Here is a 17,332-nt window from a genome sequence, read left to right as displayed (position 1 = left end):
GCGGCCCCAGACTGGACGCCGAGGATATCAGCAACGGGAGGCTATATGGGCACACTGAACCTGGACAGCAACGGCGGCACGGCACTTTTTGGCCCCTGCGGCCATGCCGATGCGGGCCGTCGGCTAACGCTTGCCGAGCCCGGACTGCACGCGCTGGATGTTCACGAAGACTCACGGCTGGAAGTGCTCGACCTGCGCGACTGCGGCCCGCAGGACGCTCTGCATTTACAGCTCAGCCAGCTGCCGGCCCTGCGTGAGATTTATCTGCCCGAGCTGGCGGAGGGCGCCGTGATTCATCTGTTTCACCTTGAGCTGCCGCCGACGCTAAAGATTCACGGCGCCATCGCCGAGCTGGACGCCGACTGGCAGGCGGGCACGCTGCGCCTGGCGGCGCGCCACCGAGCGTGGCACGGTGCGCGACTGCTGGGCCGGAACGCCAACACGGCGGACCTGGCGTCGCGGCAAGAGGCCGAATGCTCCCTGGCGGTGGTGATGAATCCGACCGTTTTGCCCGTCGCTCTGGAACTGACAGGGACGGAAGAGTGGCTGCTGGCCGATGCCGGCCCACTTGAGCGCTGCGTGGTTCATGGCCCGCCACGAGTCCGGCTGGATAACACCGGCGCGCTGGCATCGCTGGCACTGAAGGCGCCGAGCGCGGTCGACGTCCAGGGAGCCGGCGCACTGTTCAGCGTTGGCTCATCGGCCGCCGAGGATGAAGAGGCCGGCTACCAGGTGACGCTGCGCGGCAACACGGCTTCGCTGACGCTGACCGGCGGCTGGGATGACGTTCAGCTGCATACGCCGCAGCTACGACGCCTGGCACTGGACCGGGCGCGCCAGCTGGTGCTGCACCACTGCCGCTATCTGGACGAAGTAGCCTTGCCCAATGGCCAGGCCGTGGACTGCTACGGCAGCGTGCCCGCGCCGCTATTGCATCAGGCGCGCTTTTTCATGGATGAAGCCACCCTCAGCGAAACCCTGAGCCGCATCGAGGCCGGCGAAACCGATCTGCTGGGCGGCGTGCTCAAGGTGCTGTCCCGTCGCTACACCGCCCAGGCCGCGTTTCATGGCCTGACCGCGCTGGTGCGCCTGGCCGAAAGCGGCATCGCACCGGCGGATCTCTGGGAGTGCCGCCGCACGCTGAGCGCCTGGCACTGCCGCAGCCGCCGCAAGCGCCAGCCGGCCGAACTGCAGGATGTCCACTACCACCGCGCCGATACCCGGTGGCAGTGGGAGCTGCCCGCTGACCGCCAGGACGAAGGCATGCTGGCTGATTTGCGGCTGTGGGCGCTGTGCGTTGAGTCCAGCGCCGCCGCCAAGTCTTACACGGCCACGCTGCGCGACGCGACCTGCCAGCGTGGCCGGAACGATCGCCTGGCGTATGTGCTGCGTGCCGCCACGGCCGACGCGGCGCAGCCGGTGTTGATCCGCCTGACACTTGAGGTGTTGAGCTCGCTCTACGGCAGCGATGCCTGGCCCCGGGCATCGTTCGACCGCGCCCACCAGGGGCTGACCGGGTATCTGCCGCGCCTGCTTTCCGCTGCACCCATCACCGTGGCGGAGTATCAGGCGGTGCTGTGCGCCATTGCGGAGCTGACCCCCTGGGCGCAGTGGCAGCGCCAGTTGACGACCCTGCTGCGGCTGGCACCGGGCCAAACCCGGGCGCTGCTGATGAGCCTTTCCCGCCAGCCGGATGACTGGCTGAGCTGGCGCCTGCCGGAAACATATCCCACCGATGAGCAGCGCCAGGCCGCTCGGCAGCAATGGGTGCAGATGGCGCTGATGCCCGTTTCGTGAACCCGTTTGCCCGTTGCTGTGCGACCGGGAGCTTTGTGACTAGGACTTTGTAACCAGACACTTGGCAACCAGGCGCTTGGCGACACGAAATGTCGCAGTAGCCGCGTAACCTGCTCCCATGCTGTTCGAGCGTTCATTGAACTGCTCGCTTCTCGAATCCTGTGCCAGGAGGCCCGCCCATGTACGCCACGCCGGATAACGTCAACACCCTGCTGACCCACCAGCTGCGCCAGCTTCACGACCACCCCGAGCTCGCCGCCGAACTGCCGCCGGTGATGCTCTGGGGCGCGCCCGGGGTGGGTAAAAGCTCGATAGTGCGCCAGGTGGCCGAGCAGGAAGGTATCGGCTTTATCGACATTCGCCTGGCCCAGCGCGAGCCGGTGGACCTGCGCGGCCTGCCGGTACCGGACCGTGAACGCGGCGTCGTCGACTGGCTGCTTGCCGGCGAGTGGCCCCGGGACCCCGACAGCCGCGGCATTATCCTCTTTGACGAGTTGACTGCCGCCGACCGCAGCCTTCAGGTTGCCGCCTACGAGCTGATTCTCGATCGCCGCCTGGGCGATCTGTACTGCCTGCCGCCGGGCTGGCTGGTGGTCGCCGCGGGCAACCGTCAGGCGGATCGCGCCGTGGCTCAGACGTTTTCCAGCGCGCTCGCCAACCGTTTTTGCCACCTCGATTTGGCTCCGGATGCGGACGCCTGGACGCGCTGGGCCAGCGCTCAAGGGCTGCATCCGGATGTCATCGCCTTTTTGCGTTTTCGCCCGGAGTGCTTTTTCGACATGGAAGGCACGGTCGAGCAGGGCTGGCCCAGCCCCCGCAGCTGGACCCGGGTGGCGCAATCGCTGGCGCACGGCGCCGCGCTGCCCGCCGAGGTGCAGGCGCTGATCGTTCACGGCCTGGTGGGCGAGGGTGCGGGCACCGAGTTTCTGGCGTTTCGTGAATGGGCGCGCCAGCTGCCGGATATTCCCGCCATGCTCGCCGGTCAGGCGCCTGTCGACATCCCCGAGCGCGCCGACCAGCGCTACGCTTTCTGCGCCGGGTTGGCCCATGCGCTGTGGAAAGGCCTGGACGATGCCCGGACCGAAGACGCCATGACGCAAAAGCGGCTGGGACGCTTTTTTGCCATCAGCCGCGAGCTGACCGCCGACTTCGCCACTCTCTGCCTGCTGGACGCGTTGCAGGGCCCGGACGAGGCCGCCACCCAGCGGCGCACCCTGGCGTTGCTGGGGCATGCCGACTTCACCGCCTGGAGTCAGCAGCACGGCGAGGTGTTCTACCAGCACCTGAGCGCCCGGATGGGCGCGGCCGGCGATGCCGTGCCCGCCGCTAGCCGCCAGGAGGGCTTGTTGAATGGCTAACCCGACCCCGCTTTCCGCTTCCGGCTCCGTTTCCGACTCTGATGCGTCTCGCGGTGCGTTATCACCGCGAGCACCCAACGCCGACGAACAGCAGCGCAAGCGCCGCGTGCAGCAGCTTTGCGAAGATGACCGCGCCTGGCTGATGACCCGCCAGCCGTTTACCGCCCGGCTGATGATGCAGCTCAACCTGGTGGCGGTAGTCGACGACCGCCTGCCCACGGCGGGCACCGACGGCGATGCCGTCTTTCTCAACGCGGACTTCATGGCCTTGCGCAGCGACGCCGATCGGCGCTTTATCCTCGCCCACGAGGTCTGGCACTGCGCATTGGGCCACCATCGCCGCCAGTTGAGCCGAGAGCCGGAGCGCTGGAACCACGCCTGCGACTACGAGGTCAACGCGCTGCTGAAAGGCATGCTGGGCCACTGCCCCGCGGAGGCGCTGTATAAAGCCGGCTTTGTGGGGCAATCCGCCGAGCAGATTTATCCTCGGCTGGCGGCTCGCACGCCGCCCCGACGGCGCACCCGCTCGGGGTCACGCCGCCGACAGCTGGACGTGCACGACCTGACCGGCGTGCTGGGCGACGGCGGCAGCGTCAACGATCCGGTTTTCAGTCCGCGCCCGGTGACGGCGGATAACGCCCGGCGCTGGCAGCAGCGATTGGTGGCCACCGCCCAGCAGGTCGAGCGTCAGCACGGGCAGGGCAGCCTGCCGGCACAACTTCGCACCCTGATCGAACGCCTGCGCCGGCCGGTCGTCGCCTGGCAGCAGGTGCTGGCCACTTTCATACAAACCACGCTGAGCGGCAGCCGCCAGTGGCTACCGCCGTCTCGCCGCCATGTGCATGCCGGCCTCTACCTGCCCAGCCAGCGCAGCCAAACGCTGTCGCTGGCGGTAGCGGTGGATACCAGCGGCAGCTGCCAGCAGGCGTTGCCGCACTTTTTAAGCGAGCTGGCGGGGATTCTCGGCGCCTGCGACCGGGTCAGCCTCGATGTGCTGGAGTTTGATGCCGAGGTGGCTCGGCGCACAACGCTGGATGAAAGCGAACTTTATCGGCTGAGCCAGTGGGAATGCCACGGGGGCGGCGGCAGTGACATCCGCCCGGTGTTTACCGCGCTGAAAACCACCCCGCCCGACGTGCTGGTGGCTTTCACCGACGGCCACATCGCCGCCCCGGAAAACGTGCCCGGCTACCCGGTGCTCTGGTGTTTGACCGAGCGCGGCCGCCGGCCGGTGGACTGGGGCACCGAGATAGCCGTTTTATAGGCGATGAAAACGGCGCTGGGGACCATAAAGAGGCGCTTAATGGCGGCCTAAAACGTCGACAGCCCCGTGGCTTCCATGATCCGGTAGCGCCAGTAGGTGAGCGGGCCGGGGGCTTTATCGGGGGCCAACGCCTGGCTGGTGCGGTGGTCTTCCCGAGGCTGCCACTGGCGTTCAAACAGCGCGGTGGCCCGGGCAATGGCCGGGGTGTGCGGGCGGCCGGTCAGCTCCACGCTGGTTTCCAGGTTGAGGTTGTCCAGGTTGCGGCGGGTGAAGTTGGCCGAGCCGAGGATCATCGAAGCGCGGTCGGTTGCCGCCTCGGGGCCTGGCCGGTGCAGCAGCAGCTTGGTGTGGCACTGCTCGCCCCGGGTCAGGCACCAGCGCACCTTGATGCCGGCCTCCACCAGCTCGGCGGCCACCGGCCGGTTGGGCACGCCGCTTTTGGCAATACCGAACGCCTGGCGGTTGGGGTCGAGCAGCACCCGCACCTCGACGCCGCGCCGGCGGGCCGCTTTCAACGCCTCTATCAGCGGGCGGTGGGATAAATAGAACACCGCGATATCCAGCCGCTCGCCGGGTTCTGCCTGCCGAATACGGTCAAGCAGGGCATCGCGGATGGCCGCTTCGGTGAGAATACGCAGCCGCGGGGCGTGGCTCTTCGCCGGCTCAGAGGCGGGGCGCTGTGCGGCCGGCTTGATGGCCGCCTCGCTTCCGCCGGACCACCGGGCCAGAAGGCGCTCGGACGCCAGCAGATCCAGAGCGGCGGGGCCGTCAAAGCGCAGGGCGACGTTATCGTGCCGGCTGCTGGCGTCGTGAGGGTTGGCGCTTGTCACCAGCCCGGCCCAGCTGTCGCCGTGGTCGACCACCAGCGTCTTGCGGTGGTTGGCGCGGAAGTTGGCAAGCGCCAGGTAGCTGCGCAGGGTGATGGTGCCCTGGCCCAGCGGGTTGGGCAGCCAGCCGGCGTCGCTGCTGTTGCCCAGGCGGTTCAGGCCCAGATGCCAAAGGCCCGACCACAGCGGATTGGAGGCCCGAAGCCGCGCGACGTCGGTGATTACAAGCTCAACGCCGGCATCCTTGAGCCGCGCCAGATGTTTCGGCATCAGGCCGCCGTAAAGCGTATTGAGCGGGTCGGTGATCAGCGTCACGGTCATGCCCGGGTGCCGGGTTTTCTGCGCTATCAGCGCCTCGGTAAGCTCGCCGGAGAGCGGGCGCATGTCGGCGTTGTTGGCGTCGGCGGCAAAATTGTTGAACAGGAACATGTCCACCATGACCCGCCGCCGGGCCTGGCCAATCATGGCCAGCGCTTCATCAAAAATGGCCTGTTGATAATGCCGCTGCCCGTTGGCGTCGTACCAGGTTTCATTGGTGAGCAGGCGGACATTATCGGCCTCGCGTTGAGGCCAGGCCACGCCCGTGCCGTCGGGCAGGGGCTTGTAACGCTGCCAGATGCCCATGGCCAGCCAGGCCAGAAGCAGTAGCAGTAGTAGCCATCGCCACATGCGGGGTCCTCGCCGGTGTTGGTGCTTACAACGTCGCCGGAAATGCCGCCAGGCCGTTGATAAAACGCTGCTTATAGTCGTCGAACAGCGGGCGGTTCTGCTTGAGGTTCTGGGCCACGGCGGCGTCATCGACGCCGAGCACGGGAGCGATCTCTTCGCGTGTGGTGGCCGGGTGTCGGGCATTCAGGCCAATACGGCGCCCCCGGGAGTCGTCAAACCAGCGGGTGATGCCGGCGCTTTCGAGGCGTGTCTGCTCGGCGGCATCGCCGGCCTCCATGCACAGCGGGGCGCGCCGGGCGAGTTCACCGAGTAGCCGCATGGCAGGTGATTCGCCGTTCGCAGCGTCAAGATCCCCCATCAGCACGGGCGTCATGCCCTGGTTGTCCTTGTCCAGCACCAGTAGAGCCAGCGCCAGCGGTCGGCCATCATCGTCCGCCAGCGCAAAGACGCGTGCCGCCTGCTGTTCAAACAGCACAGCGGTCACCCCGGCAAAGCGCAGCAGCGGCGTCAGGCCGGCGTTATCGCCGAACGCCTCGGCGCACAGCCGCGCCAGGCAGGCTTCACGCTGATCGGCATCGTGGACTTGAATCACTCGCATGGCGTGGCTCTCCTGCGCATGGACGGGGTCTCCTGCATGGGTTGATTGTCATGAAAGCGGGACGAAGCAAGGCAGCCGCCCGATGGTGGAAAGCGCCCAGTCTATCAGCCACGGCGCGTACGCGCCTGTTTAGTCCCCGTCAGCGTGGATGCCGCTGCAAGTCGACTTGTCTCTGTCCCGGTGCCAGCCGCGCGATGCTGTTGACCGAGTGCGCCTCTTTATTTACTTTGTTCAAAATGTTCAATAATTATTGAATAAGTGAGTGCCATGCCCGAAACCGATGCCCAGCGCCTGCAGGAAGCGCGCGACGTGATGATCAGCGCCATTGCCCAGAGCATGGTGGCCTATGGCGTGACGCCTTCGGTCGGGCGAATTTACGCCGTGCTCTATTTCGCCGAGGCGCCGATGACCCTCGATGACATCAAGGACGAAGTCGCCATGAGCAAGGCCAGCGTGAGCACCGGCATCCGCGAACTGATGGATACCGGCATGGTGGTCAAGGTGTGGAAGAAAGGCGATCGCAAGGACCATTACATCGCCGAGCGGGATTTCTTTCAGAACTTTCTGAGCTTCATGGTCAAGATGCTGCGCCTTGAGCGCGGTGTCCTCTACAAGGCGGTCGAGCAGGTAGAGCCGCAGATGCGCGATCTGGCCGACAACGCCGCCGACAGCGAGACCCGGGAAATCGCGGCGAAGGACGCCGAGCTGGTGAACGGCTCGAAAGCCTATCTGACGTGGATCATGCGGCTGGCCAACGCTATGGAGTCCGGCGATATCTTTGCGCACTTTCCCCGGCCCGAGTCCGACGAAGGCTCTGCGGGGCGCGAATCCTGAAAAGCAACGACTCTGACAAAGAGACGATTCTGACAAGAGACAAGACAGCATGACGACAACCGACACGGCCCTGGTGGTCATCGACCTGCAGAAGGAAAGCGGATTTGGTTTGTTCGGCATGGACGCGGTGGTGCGCAATACCCGGCGCACGATCGCGGCCTGCCGCGCGGCGGGCATTCCGGTGATCTATACCCGCCAGATCAACCGCCACGACGGCGTCGGGCTTTCGCTCGACGAGCCCCGGCACGCCAGCGGTGAACCGCAGTTCTACGCCGATAACCGCGACAGCATCGACATTCTGGACGAGGTGGCGCCCGAGGACGGCGATATCGTGATCGATAAATACCGCTGGAGCGCCTTCTTCGACACCAGCCTGGATTTGATGCTGAAAAGCCTCGGCGTGAAACATCTGATCATCGGCGGCGTGGTGACCGACGGCTGCCTGATGACGTCGGTATTCGATGCCTATTTCCGCGACTACCGTCTCCAGCTGGTTCACGACATGTGCACCGCTTCCAACGAGGGCGCCCACATGGCCGCGCTGACGATCATGGCCAACTGGGTATATGCCCTGGAAGTGCTGGATACCGACAACGCAATCGCTCGGGTGGGCGGCGGCGATTATACCGCCTGGCAGGCAAGCGAGGCCGACGCGCTGCCCTTCGAGCCGGAAACGCTACGCGAGACGTTCGGCAAGCTCGTCGCGCCCTCGTCGTAAGCCAGCGCCTTTCACGACGACAACCGATCACAACACGCAAAAGCCGAAGATCAACAGTAGTCAAGACAAGCAAAAAGAGGAGATACCATGCCTTACTTGCGCTTATCCGCCACGCTTCTCACCTCGGCGCTGATCGCCGCGGGCGCCCACGCTGCCGAGCAGCCGCCGCTGACCGCCGAAGGCGTTGACGACAAGACCATCACCTTCGGCATGCCGGCCTGGACCAGCACCGAAGCCCCGACGACCATCGCCAGGCAGATTCTGGAAGAAGCCGGCTATAACGTCGAAACCAAGCTGCTTGCCCAGCCGGCGATCTTTCAGGGCATGCAGGCCGAGCAGATCGATTTTTTCATGGATGCCTGGCTGCCCTACACCGAGGAAGCGCTGTGGAATGACTACCAGGACGACCTGCAAAAAGTCGCCACAAGCTATGAAGATGTGCCGCTGGGCTGGGTAGTACCCGACTACGTAGAAGAGGAAACCATCGACGATCTGGCGGGCAAGGCCGATAAGTTTGACGGCCGCGTGGTGACCATCGGCGTCGGCGCGGGGATCGTGGATATCTCCGAAGAGGTCATGGCGGACGAGGACTACGACCTCGACGGCTATCAGCACGCCTATACCAGCGAGGCGGCGATGATGGGGGTGATCCGCGAGAAGGTGCCCGACGAGGAGCCGTTTATTATCACCGGCTGGCGGCCGCACTCCATGTTCTCCCAGTTCGACCTCAAGTTTCTGGAAGATACCCAAGGCCACTTCAAATACGACAGCGTCTTTGTGCTCTCCTACGAAGGCCTTGAGGACAAATATCCGCGCGCCTACGACATCATGTCTCAGTGGCACATCAGCGTGGAAGCGCTGGAAACCATGATGGCCGCATACGAAGATGACGGCGTGCCATTCGAGACGTCTGCCGCCGAGTGGATCGACGACAACCGCGAACGGGTAGACGCCATGCTGGGCAAGTAATATATCGCTGAGCGTTACCACCGCGACGGCGGCAGGTTCGGCCTGCCGCCGTTTTTTGTGCGAGGTCCAGCTGCCCTGTGTGGAGACCTTTTCCAGCCCGGTAAAAGCTACCAGCCCAGGAACAGCAGCCACCAGGCAAACAGCACCACGCCGATGGCCAGCGCGATGCCGCTCAGGGCGAGCACGCGGCGTAGCCCCGCCGCGTAATGACCGAGAATCTTCCAGCCCAGATACAGGCACCAGCTGCTGGTGGCGGCCAGCAGTGCCGCTCGGGCGTCGTTGACCCAGAGCATGCTCAGGCCGTCGCCGCGCAGCAGCGTTACCGTCACGGTGGAAAGGCCGAGAAACACCCCGAGCCCGCCCAGCGGGATCAACGCGTAGCCCAGGTGCCACAGCCGCTGCCAGGACCAGGCGCCCAGCGTGCGGTTGGCGAGCGACAGGCTCAGGCTCAACAGCGTCCCCATGACCAGCCCCGTGGCGAGGATGTAGCCGACCAGCAGGGTGCCGTCGAGGAGGTTGAAGACGTCATTCTGCCCCGGGTAGTTGGTGAGTACCCACCAGGGTGCGGTGGTTTCCAGCGGCCAGAGCCAGCCGTGGCTGACCAGCCAGGTGGCGCTGAGCTGTTTCAGTTGCACAAACCAGGGGCTGGCCGTCCAGTGAAAGGCGCCGATGGCGATGCCCAGCAAGCCGAAGACCAGCAGCGCAAACTCCCAGCCGGTGGCGGGGCGGTCGCGGCTGGGCGTGACCAGCTCGCTGCCCGGCTTGCGCGCCTGTAGCTGAATGGCGCCCTTGTAGTCGCTGCAGCGCGCGCACATGTGGCAGTCGCTGGTGCTGTCGAGCTGCTTGAGCGGAATCAGCGGTGCGCAATCCGGCGCGGCATGCCGGGCCACCTCGCCTTGGCGGGCGCGGCGGTTGAAGTCTTCCCAGGCGGCCTTGTCGGTGTGGTAGTGCACCGGGGCTATCTTGGCGAGCAGCGCGAACACGCCGTTGACCGGGCAAAGGTGGCGACACCATACCCGGGTGCCCTTGCCGTAGATCAGTCCCACGACCACGGCGGCGACGGTGGAGCCGCCGAGCACCACCAGCGCGCCGGTCGGGTACTGGTAAACGCTGGCCATCTGGCCGTACAGCGTGGTGCCGAGAAAGGCCACGAACGGCCAGCCCTTCCAGCGTATCCAGCGCGGAATGGGCCGGCCCAGACCCACCCGGCTGGCCGCTTCGGAAAGCGAGCCCTCGGGGCAGAACACCCCGCACCAGAGGCGCCCGAAGAGCACCATGCTGACCAGCACGAACGGCCACCAGATACCCCAGAAGACAAAGGCGGCAAACACGGTCAGATTGGAGAGGATATGCGCCTGATAGCCCGGCAGAGGCAGCCAGGCGGGTACCAGCAGCAGAAACGCATAAAAGGCGACCACCACCCACTGAATGATCTGGATGGTCTTGCGGTTGCGCTGCATGGCGTGCCCCAGCGCTGCCAGCCTGGGGTTGCGCGGTGCGGCGCCGGCGCTTTGAGCCTGACAGGCGCCCATCAGGCCTGCTCCGCGCTTACCCGATGCGAGCCGGAGGAAGCCGGCGCGGCACGCTGGCGCTGCCAGCGCAACAGGCCCACGACCACCAGCCAATACGCCGCGTAGCCGGCCACCACGGTGAACGGCGGCCAGGCGCGGTAGCCGGCAAAGGCTGCCAGAATACCGCCGATGCCGCTGCCGTCATCCAGCAAGGCGCTGGTATCCCACAGCGGGTCCGGGCCGGCGGGCAGCACGCCCAGCCCCAACAGCCGTTCCAGGCCGGAGACAAACAGTGAGGCGGCAAGAAACAGCAGCAGCACTTCGGTAATGCGGAAAAACAGCTTCCAGGAAAAGATCCGCGTGCCCATCTGCAGCACCCAGAAGGTTACCAGCGCCAGCCCGAAGCCGACCAGCGCGGAGAGCACAAAGCCGGTTATCCCGCCGGCCTGCAGCTGCACCATGCCCATGCCGTAGAGAAATACCATGGTTTCGGAGCCTTCCCGAGCCACGGCGATGGCCACCAGCAGGGCAATGCCCCAATAGCGCGACTCTGCCATGGAGGTTGCCAGCCCCTGGTGCATCTCCGCCTTGAGCGTGCGCCCGTGCGTGCGCATCCACACCACCATCTGCACAATCAGCACGCAGGCAATCAACACCATCGCGGCCTGAAAGACCTCTTGCGCCTGGCCCTGCAGAAAGCTGCCGGCGCTCATCAGGCCCACGCCCATCAGCCCGGCGAGCAGTAGCCCGCCCAGCACCCCGAGCCACAGATAACGTAGCCCCATGCGCGCCTGCGATTGCTTGAGCCAGGCGTAGGCAATCCCCACGACCAGAATCGCCTCGACGCTCTCGCGCCAGACGATAAACAGAACCTGTTCGTTCATGCGTGCCTCCTATGGGTGGCGGTCAGGTCACTCGGCGATGACCAGGCCGCGAGCGTCCGGCAGATGAAACTCGTCAAAAAAATCATATTCCCCCGGCTTGAGCGGGTGAATCACCACAAAGGAGTCAACGCCCGGCCCCATCACCTTCTCCTTGCGCAGGGAACGGCTTTCAAACTCCACCGGTGTGTTGCCGGTATTGTGCAGGTTGATCTTGAAGCGCTCGCCGGCCTCGACATGCAGCTCGTCGGGCTTGAGCTCGCCGTTGTGCAGGTCCAGGTCGTAGGCCGGCAAGCTGCCGGCCTGAGCCACGGCGGCGAACACCAGCAGCGCCAGGCCGCATAGTGCGGCCTGCAATCCAGTGGGGGCGAGAGTCGGTGTTTTCATGCGTCTGTGCCCGGGTGCGGTAGACTCGGCGCGCATCGGCCACGCCGAGTCAAAAGGGTGATAAGGCGAGAATCAGCGGCTTTGCCGTCGGGTCAGGCTTTAGTAGCCGCCTTTCTTGCCGGTGCCGGCGTAAACGAAGTCGTAGTCCACTTCAAAGGTGTCATACCATTCGGCGACGCCGGTTTCCTTGTCGATATGGCGCTGCAGCTGCGGCGCCTGGATGGTGTAGGTCAAGTGATACTCACCCGGGCCATCCAGCTTGACGTTGGCGCCGTAGTGGGTGCCGTCGTTGGCCATCATCGCCATAAAGCTGCCGTCAATAACGCTATCGCTGCCTTTCTTGGTCAGCTCGTAGTCGACGTCCAGATAAGGCACCCAGGCGCCCGGCGCAAAGCCGTTGGGGTTATCCTCCAGCGCGTGGATATCCGCTTCCAGGTGTATGTCGGCCTGGTCCGCCTGCAGCTCGCCGGCCGGTTTCATGGTTACCGGCTGCAGGTAGACCGCAGCGATCTCCATGCCATGTTCCAGCTTCGGCTCACCGATGGGATATTCAAGCGCCAGCGCTTGGGTGGCAAACGCGGTCAGCGGCAGTGCGACAAGTGCAAGACGTTTCATCCGGACTCCTCATGATAACGGTTATCATAGTGATTACGAAATGATCATACCTATAAATGAGAGTCAGTCGCAACATTATTTTCAAACCGGCGGGTCGCGGACACCGGAAACGGATAAATCAGGATTAGCGCAGGCGGCGCGGCAAAGCCTGTGAGGAAAGGCCGGCGAGGAAAAGCGGGTGGGGAAAAGCGGGTGGGGAAAGGCAGACGAGAAGAAAGCAAGCGTGAGAAAGCGAACTTGAGAAATGATGAGCGCGCCGGAGGCTGCCCGAAACAGCCAGGCAGCCTTACGCCTTGCGATCGGTAATCGCTACCGGCGCATCTCAGCGGCGTTTGTAGCCGGTCACCATCGAGCGGACGAGGTTTTCCCGGTGGTGGCGGCTTTCCACAATCGCGCCCGCGACATGCAGCGCAATCGCCACCAGGGTGATGTTCACCACCGTTTCGTGGAAGTCTTCGAGGCTTTCGCTGCCCCAGCCCCAGTCGGTGGTCATTAGCCAGCCGCTGGCGCCAATGGTGATAACCGCCAGCAGCAGAAACAGAATCATCACGGCAGCGGCAGGGTTGTGGCCCAGGTAGCGCGGCTGCCGGTGTTTCAGGGTGCGCCGCAGGTAGCTCGTCAGCTCCCCGGGGCCGGGGACAAAATCGCCGAAGCGTGCATGGCGGCTGCCGATCAGCCCCCAAACCAGGCGAAAGGCCACCAGCCCCAGCGCGACATAGCCGACCCACTCATGGATGCTGCGATAGTCATCCGCAGTGAACCAGGCGGCGGCAAACGCCGCCACCAGCCCCCAGTGAAAGAGGCGCACCGCCGGGTCCCAGACCTTGACCTGGCTGCCATCGGCGGAGGCGTTTGGCTGTTGCGCTTTACTCATTGCGGTAGGCCTTCACGGCATCGCCGCTGACCGGGTTGAAGTAGATCTCGACCTTGACGCCATCCTTGTCCTCGCCGTAGATCTCGAAGCACTGGCCGTCGGTGACCTTGAATTTGTCGATGCTGTAGCCCTGATCCTTCAGGTCCTGCTGAAAGGCGTCCTGGTCCATCCAGTCCGATGACGGCGCCTCGGTGCACTGCGGGCCGGCAACGGCAGCGCCGGCAGCGGTGGTCAACAGGGCAGCCGCGATGATGGCATCGATTTTCATGGGAATCTCCTTCGAGGGCCGTTCGCGCAGGCCGGGTTTGATGGCCTGTTTGGCGCGTTTTTTGGCAGCGTTTGTGTGGTGATCCCGGTAGAGGATCCTGTATGCCGTTTCGGCATGGTCACCATCACAACATCCCGACCTTACGGGAGGCTGAACGCGGGCATCGCCAGCTGCAGACGCGCCTCAAAGCCATCGGAGCGGTCCGCTGCCGGCGACATCAGCGTCAGCTCGGCTCCCGCGCCCTCGGCAATCGCCCGGACAATGGCAAGCCCCAGGCCGGACCCGCCGGCAGGGCTTCCGCCGCGTTGAAAACGCTCTGTTAGCCGCGCCAGCTCGGCGCCCGGCACCACCGGCCCGGCGTTAACCACGCGCAGCCTGCCGGTAGCGTTCAGCGACACCTCAACAGGGGAGTCCGGCTGGCCGTGGGTGAGCGCGTTTTCGATCAGGTTGCGCAGCAGAATCGCCAGCGCGTCCGCCTCGATGGCGGCCATCACCGGCCCGTCGTCGGGCAGCGAGAGCTCCACGGGCGACGCCGAGGTGCGCTGAAAATCGTCCACCAGATGAGCCACCAGCGGCACGACATCCTGAGGGGTGCCGCTGAGAAAGCGGCCGCTATCGGCCCTGGCCAGCTGCATGAGCTTTTGTGACAGCCGCGACAGGTCGTGCAGAGAGGCCTCGATATGCCGGGCTCGTTCCTGCACCGGGCCGTCGGGCGCCTCGCGGCGCAGGCGCTGTAGCTGAGCCAGCGTTGAGGCCAGCGGCGTACGCAGCTCGTGGGCGCTGTTGGCGGTAAAGCTGCGCTCGGCCTCGAGCGTGCGGCGCAAGCGCTCCAGAAGGTGATCCACGGCGTTGGCCACCGGCAGCAGCTCGGCGGGCAGATCCTGCCCCGCAACCTGCGACAGATCGCCCGCCCCGCGGGATTCCAGGGCGTCGCGGTACGCTCGAACGCCGCGCAGGCTGTAGCGCACCAGCCACCAGATGCCCGCCAGCATCAGCGGAATCAGCCCCGCCAGCGGCAACAGCAGTAGGCCGATGGTCTGCCACTTGGCCTGGCGCCGTGACGACAGGGGCTCGGCCACCTCGATGAAAAACGTATCGCTGACCGCCGAAATGCCGTAAATCCGATGGGTGGCGGTACTGCGCAGCCCGGTTTGGGGCGTTTCGGGGAAGACCGACAGGTCGATATCGTGGGACACCAGCAGCGGCTCGCCGTCCATTCCGCGCACCAGGTAGGTAATGTATTCCTCGTGGGCGCTGAACGACGCCACCTGCTGTAGCAGGTCGCTATCCTCGCGGTTGATGATCTCGACCACCGCCAGCGAGAGGATGCGCTGGGCGGTTTCTTCCAGGGCGCTGTCCAGGGTTTTATCGAGGGTGCGTTCCACAATCAGCGTGGTCACGGCGGTCGCCACCAGCCATAGCAGGGTGACGCCCAGCGTCAGGCCCAGGCCCAGACGACGTTGCAGGCTGGGCGTGCGCATCAGGCCTGCCCCAGCCGATAGCCCATGCCGCGTACGGTCTCGATAACGTGGCGCCCGAGCTTTTTGCGCAGGCGGCTGACATGCACTTCGATGGTGTTGCTCTCGATTTCGGCGCCGAAGGCATAGAGCCGGTCTTCCAGCTGCGACCGCGACAGCAGGGCGTGGGGGCGCTGCAGAAGCGCTTCCAGCAAGGCCCACTCCCGGGCGGTCAGCGCCACGTTCTGCCCGGCACGCGTCAGCGAATGGTTGGCCAGGTCAATGTCCAGCTCGCCCAGTTGGATCAGCGGGTTCGGATTGCCCGCATAGCGTCGCGCCACGGCCGCTACCCGCGCGGAAAGCTCCGACAGATCAAAGGGCTTGACCAGGTAATCGTCCGCCCCGGCGTTCAAACCGTCGATACGGTCGGATAGCTGATCCCGCGCCGTCAGGATGATCACCGGCGTGCTGTCGCCGCCCCGGCGCCGGCGCTTGAGCAGATCCAGCCCCTGGCCGTCGGGCAGTATCAAATCCAGCAGTATCAGGTCGTAAGCCGTGGTGGCCAGCGCCGCCGTCGCATGATCAAGGCACTGCACCCAGTCGACCGCATGGCCATCTTCGCTGATCTGATCGCGCACCGCCTCGCCGAGTAGCGCGGCATCCTCCACCAGCAACACACGCATCGTTTTTCTCCCTTTTGCCCTTTGCTGATCCGGGGCCTTGAGCTGATCCAAAAAACAGGCTTTCCGCGCCACAGGCTAACGACACAGGCTGACGATAAGCTGAAGGCTGCCAATGCCGTTGTCTCGCCGCTGTCGTTCAGCTGACAGTCAGGTTAAGTCGCCAGTATGATCGGTTATCAACACCGCTATTGCCATTATCACCCGGGAGATAACGACCATGAAAACACCCCTGATATTCGCTGCCGCCCTGGCGGCCACGCTGACCGCGGTTGTCGGCCACGCTGACGATGACTGCCACGACCCGGTCGCCGACTGGCAGCCACGAGACACCTTGCGCCAGGCGCTTGAGGCCAGCGGCTGGGATGTGCGCCGTATCAAGGTCGATGACGGCTGTTACGAGGCCCGGGGGCAGGATGCTCACGGCAATGACGTTGAAGCCAAATACGCCCCGGCCTCGCTGCACCTGCGCAAGCTGGAGCTGGAGATATCGCCGGGTGCAACCCTGCCCGATGGCCTTGAACGCTACCGCATCAGGGAGCAGACGGACGCCGACTGAACTGCCGGACACTCGCGCCGTGCCTTGTGACAGAACGCGCCAATCCGGGCAGAATGGGGCGCCAACGTGGAGGGCCTCACCAGGAGGCCCCCAATAAGGAGGACCCCATAATGCGCACCGTCAAGGATCGTATTCGCCACGCGCTCTCGTTTGAAATCATCGGCCTTTTGCTGGTGACGCCGATGGGCGCCTGGCTGTTCGACCAGCCCGTGGATGCGATCGGCATGGTCGCTGTGGTGGGCGCGACCCTGGCTACCGGCTGGAATTACCTCTACAACCTGGGGTTTGACCACGCCATGCAGCGCCTGCGGGGCGATGTGCGCAAAACCCTGGCGATTCGGGTCTTTCACGCCATTGTTTTTGAAGCCGGCCTGCTGATTGTCTTGCTGCCCTTTATCGCCTGGTATCTCGGCGTTGGCGTGGTGGAGGCCTTCCGCATGGATATTTCGTTTTCGATGTTTTATGTGGTCTACGCCTTCGTCTTCAACTGGGCGTACGATGCCCTGTTTCCCGTCGGTGCCGGCCACGCAAACCGCAAGGCCGACGATACCCGCCAACGCAAACAGCCGACGGTAAAACGACTGTGACTCACTGGAGCTGCCCATGCCTGCCATACTGCAAATTCATTTCCCCTTCAATGGCCCCTTTGGCGACGCCATGAGCGAGGCGATGGCCGACCTCGCCGCCAGCATCAATGACGAGCCCGGCCTGCGCTGGAAGCTGTGGACCGAGTCGCCCGAGCGATATGAAGCGGGTGGCGTCTACCTGTTCGACGATATCGCCAGTGCCGAGGCCTATCTGGCAAAACACCGCGCGCGTTTGAACGACATGGGCGTGGCCGGCATCGAAGCACGGATTTTTACCGTCAACGAACCCCTGTCGCGGATCAATCACGGCCCTGTTGATCAGCGAGACCCTGTTGATCAGCCAGAATAGTTATTGCGCACTGAAAGGGCGGTTTCACAGGAAGCGTGCGGGACAGAGTCCATGAGAAAAAGGCGCATGAGAGAAATAGCGTAATAGGCAAGGGGGATAGGCAGGAACGGGGAGATAGGAACGGGTATAG

19 protein-coding genes are annotated in these 17,332 nt (G+C 64.7%); 9 read left to right on the top strand and 10 right to left on the bottom strand.

Features of this window, described 5'->3' with window-relative positions; all coding sequences use genetic code 11:
• The first annotated feature begins 45 nt into the window (after window positions 1-45).
• From C793_RS0112065 to C793_RS0112055, 3 genes are all read left to right on the top strand, one after another.
• Window positions 46-1,797: a hypothetical protein gene (locus C793_RS0112065; RefSeq protein ID WP_017431206.1), complete on the top strand. Its 1,752-nt coding sequence runs from the start codon at window positions 46-48 to the stop codon at window positions 1,795-1,797.
• A gap of 179 nt (window positions 1,798-1,976) precedes the next feature.
• Window positions 1,977-3,155 carry an AAA family ATPase gene (locus C793_RS13930; RefSeq protein ID WP_017431205.1) on the top strand — a complete coding sequence of 393 codons (1,179 nt, stop codon included), beginning with the start codon at window positions 1,977-1,979 and terminating at the stop codon, window positions 3,153-3,155.
• A complete protein-coding gene (locus C793_RS0112055; protein WP_017431204.1) occupies window positions 3,148-4,419 on the top strand; it encodes a vWA domain-containing protein in 1,272 nt (423 codons plus the stop codon). The genes C793_RS13930 and C793_RS0112055 overlap by 8 nt, the downstream gene beginning before the upstream one ends.
• 47 nt (window positions 4,420-4,466) lie before the next feature.
• Here C793_RS0112055 and C793_RS0112050 read toward each other — a convergent pair whose 3' ends face one another.
• Together C793_RS0112050 and C793_RS0112045 are read right to left on the bottom strand one after the other, a co-directional pair.
• The gene (locus C793_RS0112050) at window positions 4,467-5,915 is read right to left on the bottom strand and encodes a phospholipase D-like domain-containing protein (protein WP_017431203.1); all 1,449 of its coding nucleotides are present in this window, start codon (window positions 5,913-5,915) and stop codon (window positions 4,467-4,469) included.
• Between the two features lie 25 nt (window positions 5,916-5,940).
• Window positions 5,941-6,513 (bottom strand): hypothetical protein, encoded by a 573-nt coding sequence (locus C793_RS0112045; protein ID WP_017431202.1) that lies wholly within the window; start codon window positions 6,511-6,513, stop codon window positions 5,941-5,943.
• Between the two features lie 267 nt (window positions 6,514-6,780).
• On the opposite strand from C793_RS0112045, the gene C793_RS0112040 reads away from it, so the two are divergent.
• The 3 genes from C793_RS0112040 to C793_RS0112030 all read left to right on the top strand — a co-directional run bounded on the left by C793_RS0112040 (window position 6,781) and on the right by C793_RS0112030 (window position 9,034).
• Entirely contained in the window at window positions 6,781-7,347 is a 567-nt protein-coding gene (locus tag C793_RS0112040; RefSeq protein ID WP_017431201.1) for a GbsR/MarR family transcriptional regulator, read from the top strand.
• 49 nt (window positions 7,348-7,396) lie between these two features.
• A complete protein-coding gene (locus tag C793_RS0112035) occupies window positions 7,397-8,065 on the top strand; it encodes a cysteine hydrolase family protein (protein ID WP_017431200.1) in 669 nt (222 codons plus the stop codon).
• Between the two features lie 87 nt (window positions 8,066-8,152).
• Window positions 8,153-9,034, top strand: a complete 882-nt coding sequence (locus tag C793_RS0112030) for a glycine betaine ABC transporter substrate-binding protein (RefSeq protein ID WP_017431199.1) — start codon at window positions 8,153-8,155, stop codon at window positions 9,032-9,034.
• Between the two features lie 107 nt (window positions 9,035-9,141).
• Here C793_RS0112030 and C793_RS0112025 read toward each other — a convergent pair whose 3' ends face one another.
• From C793_RS0112025 to C793_RS0111990, 8 genes are all read right to left on the bottom strand, one after another.
• Window positions 9,142-10,566, bottom strand: coding sequence for a 4Fe-4S binding protein (locus C793_RS0112025; protein ID WP_017431198.1), 1,425 nt, complete (start codon window positions 10,564-10,566; stop codon window positions 9,142-9,144).
• Entirely contained in the window at window positions 10,566-11,429 is an 864-nt protein-coding gene (locus C793_RS0112020; protein ID WP_017431197.1) for an FTR1 family iron permease, read from the bottom strand. Before C793_RS0112020 ends, C793_RS0112025 begins: the two co-directional genes overlap by 1 nt.
• 27 nt (window positions 11,430-11,456) lie before the next feature.
• Complete coding sequence (locus C793_RS0112015) at window positions 11,457-11,813, bottom strand: cupredoxin domain-containing protein (RefSeq protein ID WP_040475455.1); 357 nt, start codon at window positions 11,811-11,813, stop codon at window positions 11,457-11,459.
• Between the two features lie 99 nt (window positions 11,814-11,912).
• Window positions 11,913-12,428, bottom strand: coding sequence for an iron transporter (locus C793_RS0112010; RefSeq protein WP_017431195.1), 516 nt, complete (start codon window positions 12,426-12,428; stop codon window positions 11,913-11,915).
• 322 nt (window positions 12,429-12,750) lie between these two features.
• Window positions 12,751-13,302 carry a cytochrome b/b6 domain-containing protein gene (locus tag C793_RS0112005; protein WP_017431194.1) on the bottom strand — a complete coding sequence of 184 codons (552 nt, stop codon included), beginning with the start codon at window positions 13,300-13,302 and terminating at the stop codon, window positions 12,751-12,753.
• A complete protein-coding gene (locus C793_RS0112000) occupies window positions 13,295-13,570 on the bottom strand; it encodes a PepSY domain-containing protein (protein ID WP_017431193.1) in 276 nt (91 codons plus the stop codon). Before C793_RS0112000 ends, C793_RS0112005 begins: the two co-directional genes overlap by 8 nt.
• Window positions 13,571-13,710: 140 nt before the next feature.
• Window positions 13,711-15,051: a sensor histidine kinase gene (locus C793_RS0111995; RefSeq protein WP_017431192.1), complete on the bottom strand. Its 1,341-nt coding sequence runs from the start codon at window positions 15,049-15,051 to the stop codon at window positions 13,711-13,713.
• Window positions 15,051-15,710: a response regulator gene (locus tag C793_RS0111990; RefSeq protein ID WP_017431191.1), complete on the bottom strand. Its 660-nt coding sequence runs from the start codon at window positions 15,708-15,710 to the stop codon at window positions 15,051-15,053. The genes C793_RS0111995 and C793_RS0111990 overlap by 1 nt, the downstream gene beginning before the upstream one ends.
• A 217-nt stretch (window positions 15,711-15,927) precedes the next feature.
• On the opposite strand from C793_RS0111990, the gene C793_RS13925 reads away from it, so the two are divergent.
• The 3 genes from C793_RS13925 to C793_RS0111975 all read left to right on the top strand — a co-directional run bounded on the left by C793_RS13925 (window position 15,928) and on the right by C793_RS0111975 (window position 17,202).
• Entirely contained in the window at window positions 15,928-16,266 is a 339-nt protein-coding gene (locus C793_RS13925) for a PepSY domain-containing protein (RefSeq protein ID WP_017431190.1), read from the top strand.
• A 110-nt stretch (window positions 16,267-16,376) separates the two neighbouring features.
• Window positions 16,377-16,853 (top strand): PACE efflux transporter, encoded by a 477-nt coding sequence (locus tag C793_RS0111980; RefSeq protein WP_017431189.1) that lies wholly within the window; start codon window positions 16,377-16,379, stop codon window positions 16,851-16,853.
• A gap of 16 nt (window positions 16,854-16,869) precedes the next feature.
• Window positions 16,870-17,202, top strand: coding sequence for a monooxygenase (locus C793_RS0111975; protein ID WP_017431188.1), 333 nt, complete (start codon window positions 16,870-16,872; stop codon window positions 17,200-17,202).
• Window positions 17,203-17,332 lie beyond the last annotated feature (130 nt).

Source organism: Vreelandella jeotgali Hwa, assembly GCF_000334215.1.
GTDB lineage: Bacteria > Pseudomonadota > Gammaproteobacteria > Pseudomonadales > Halomonadaceae > Vreelandella > Vreelandella jeotgali.
This window is presented reverse-complemented; position numbering and strand designations above follow the sequence as displayed.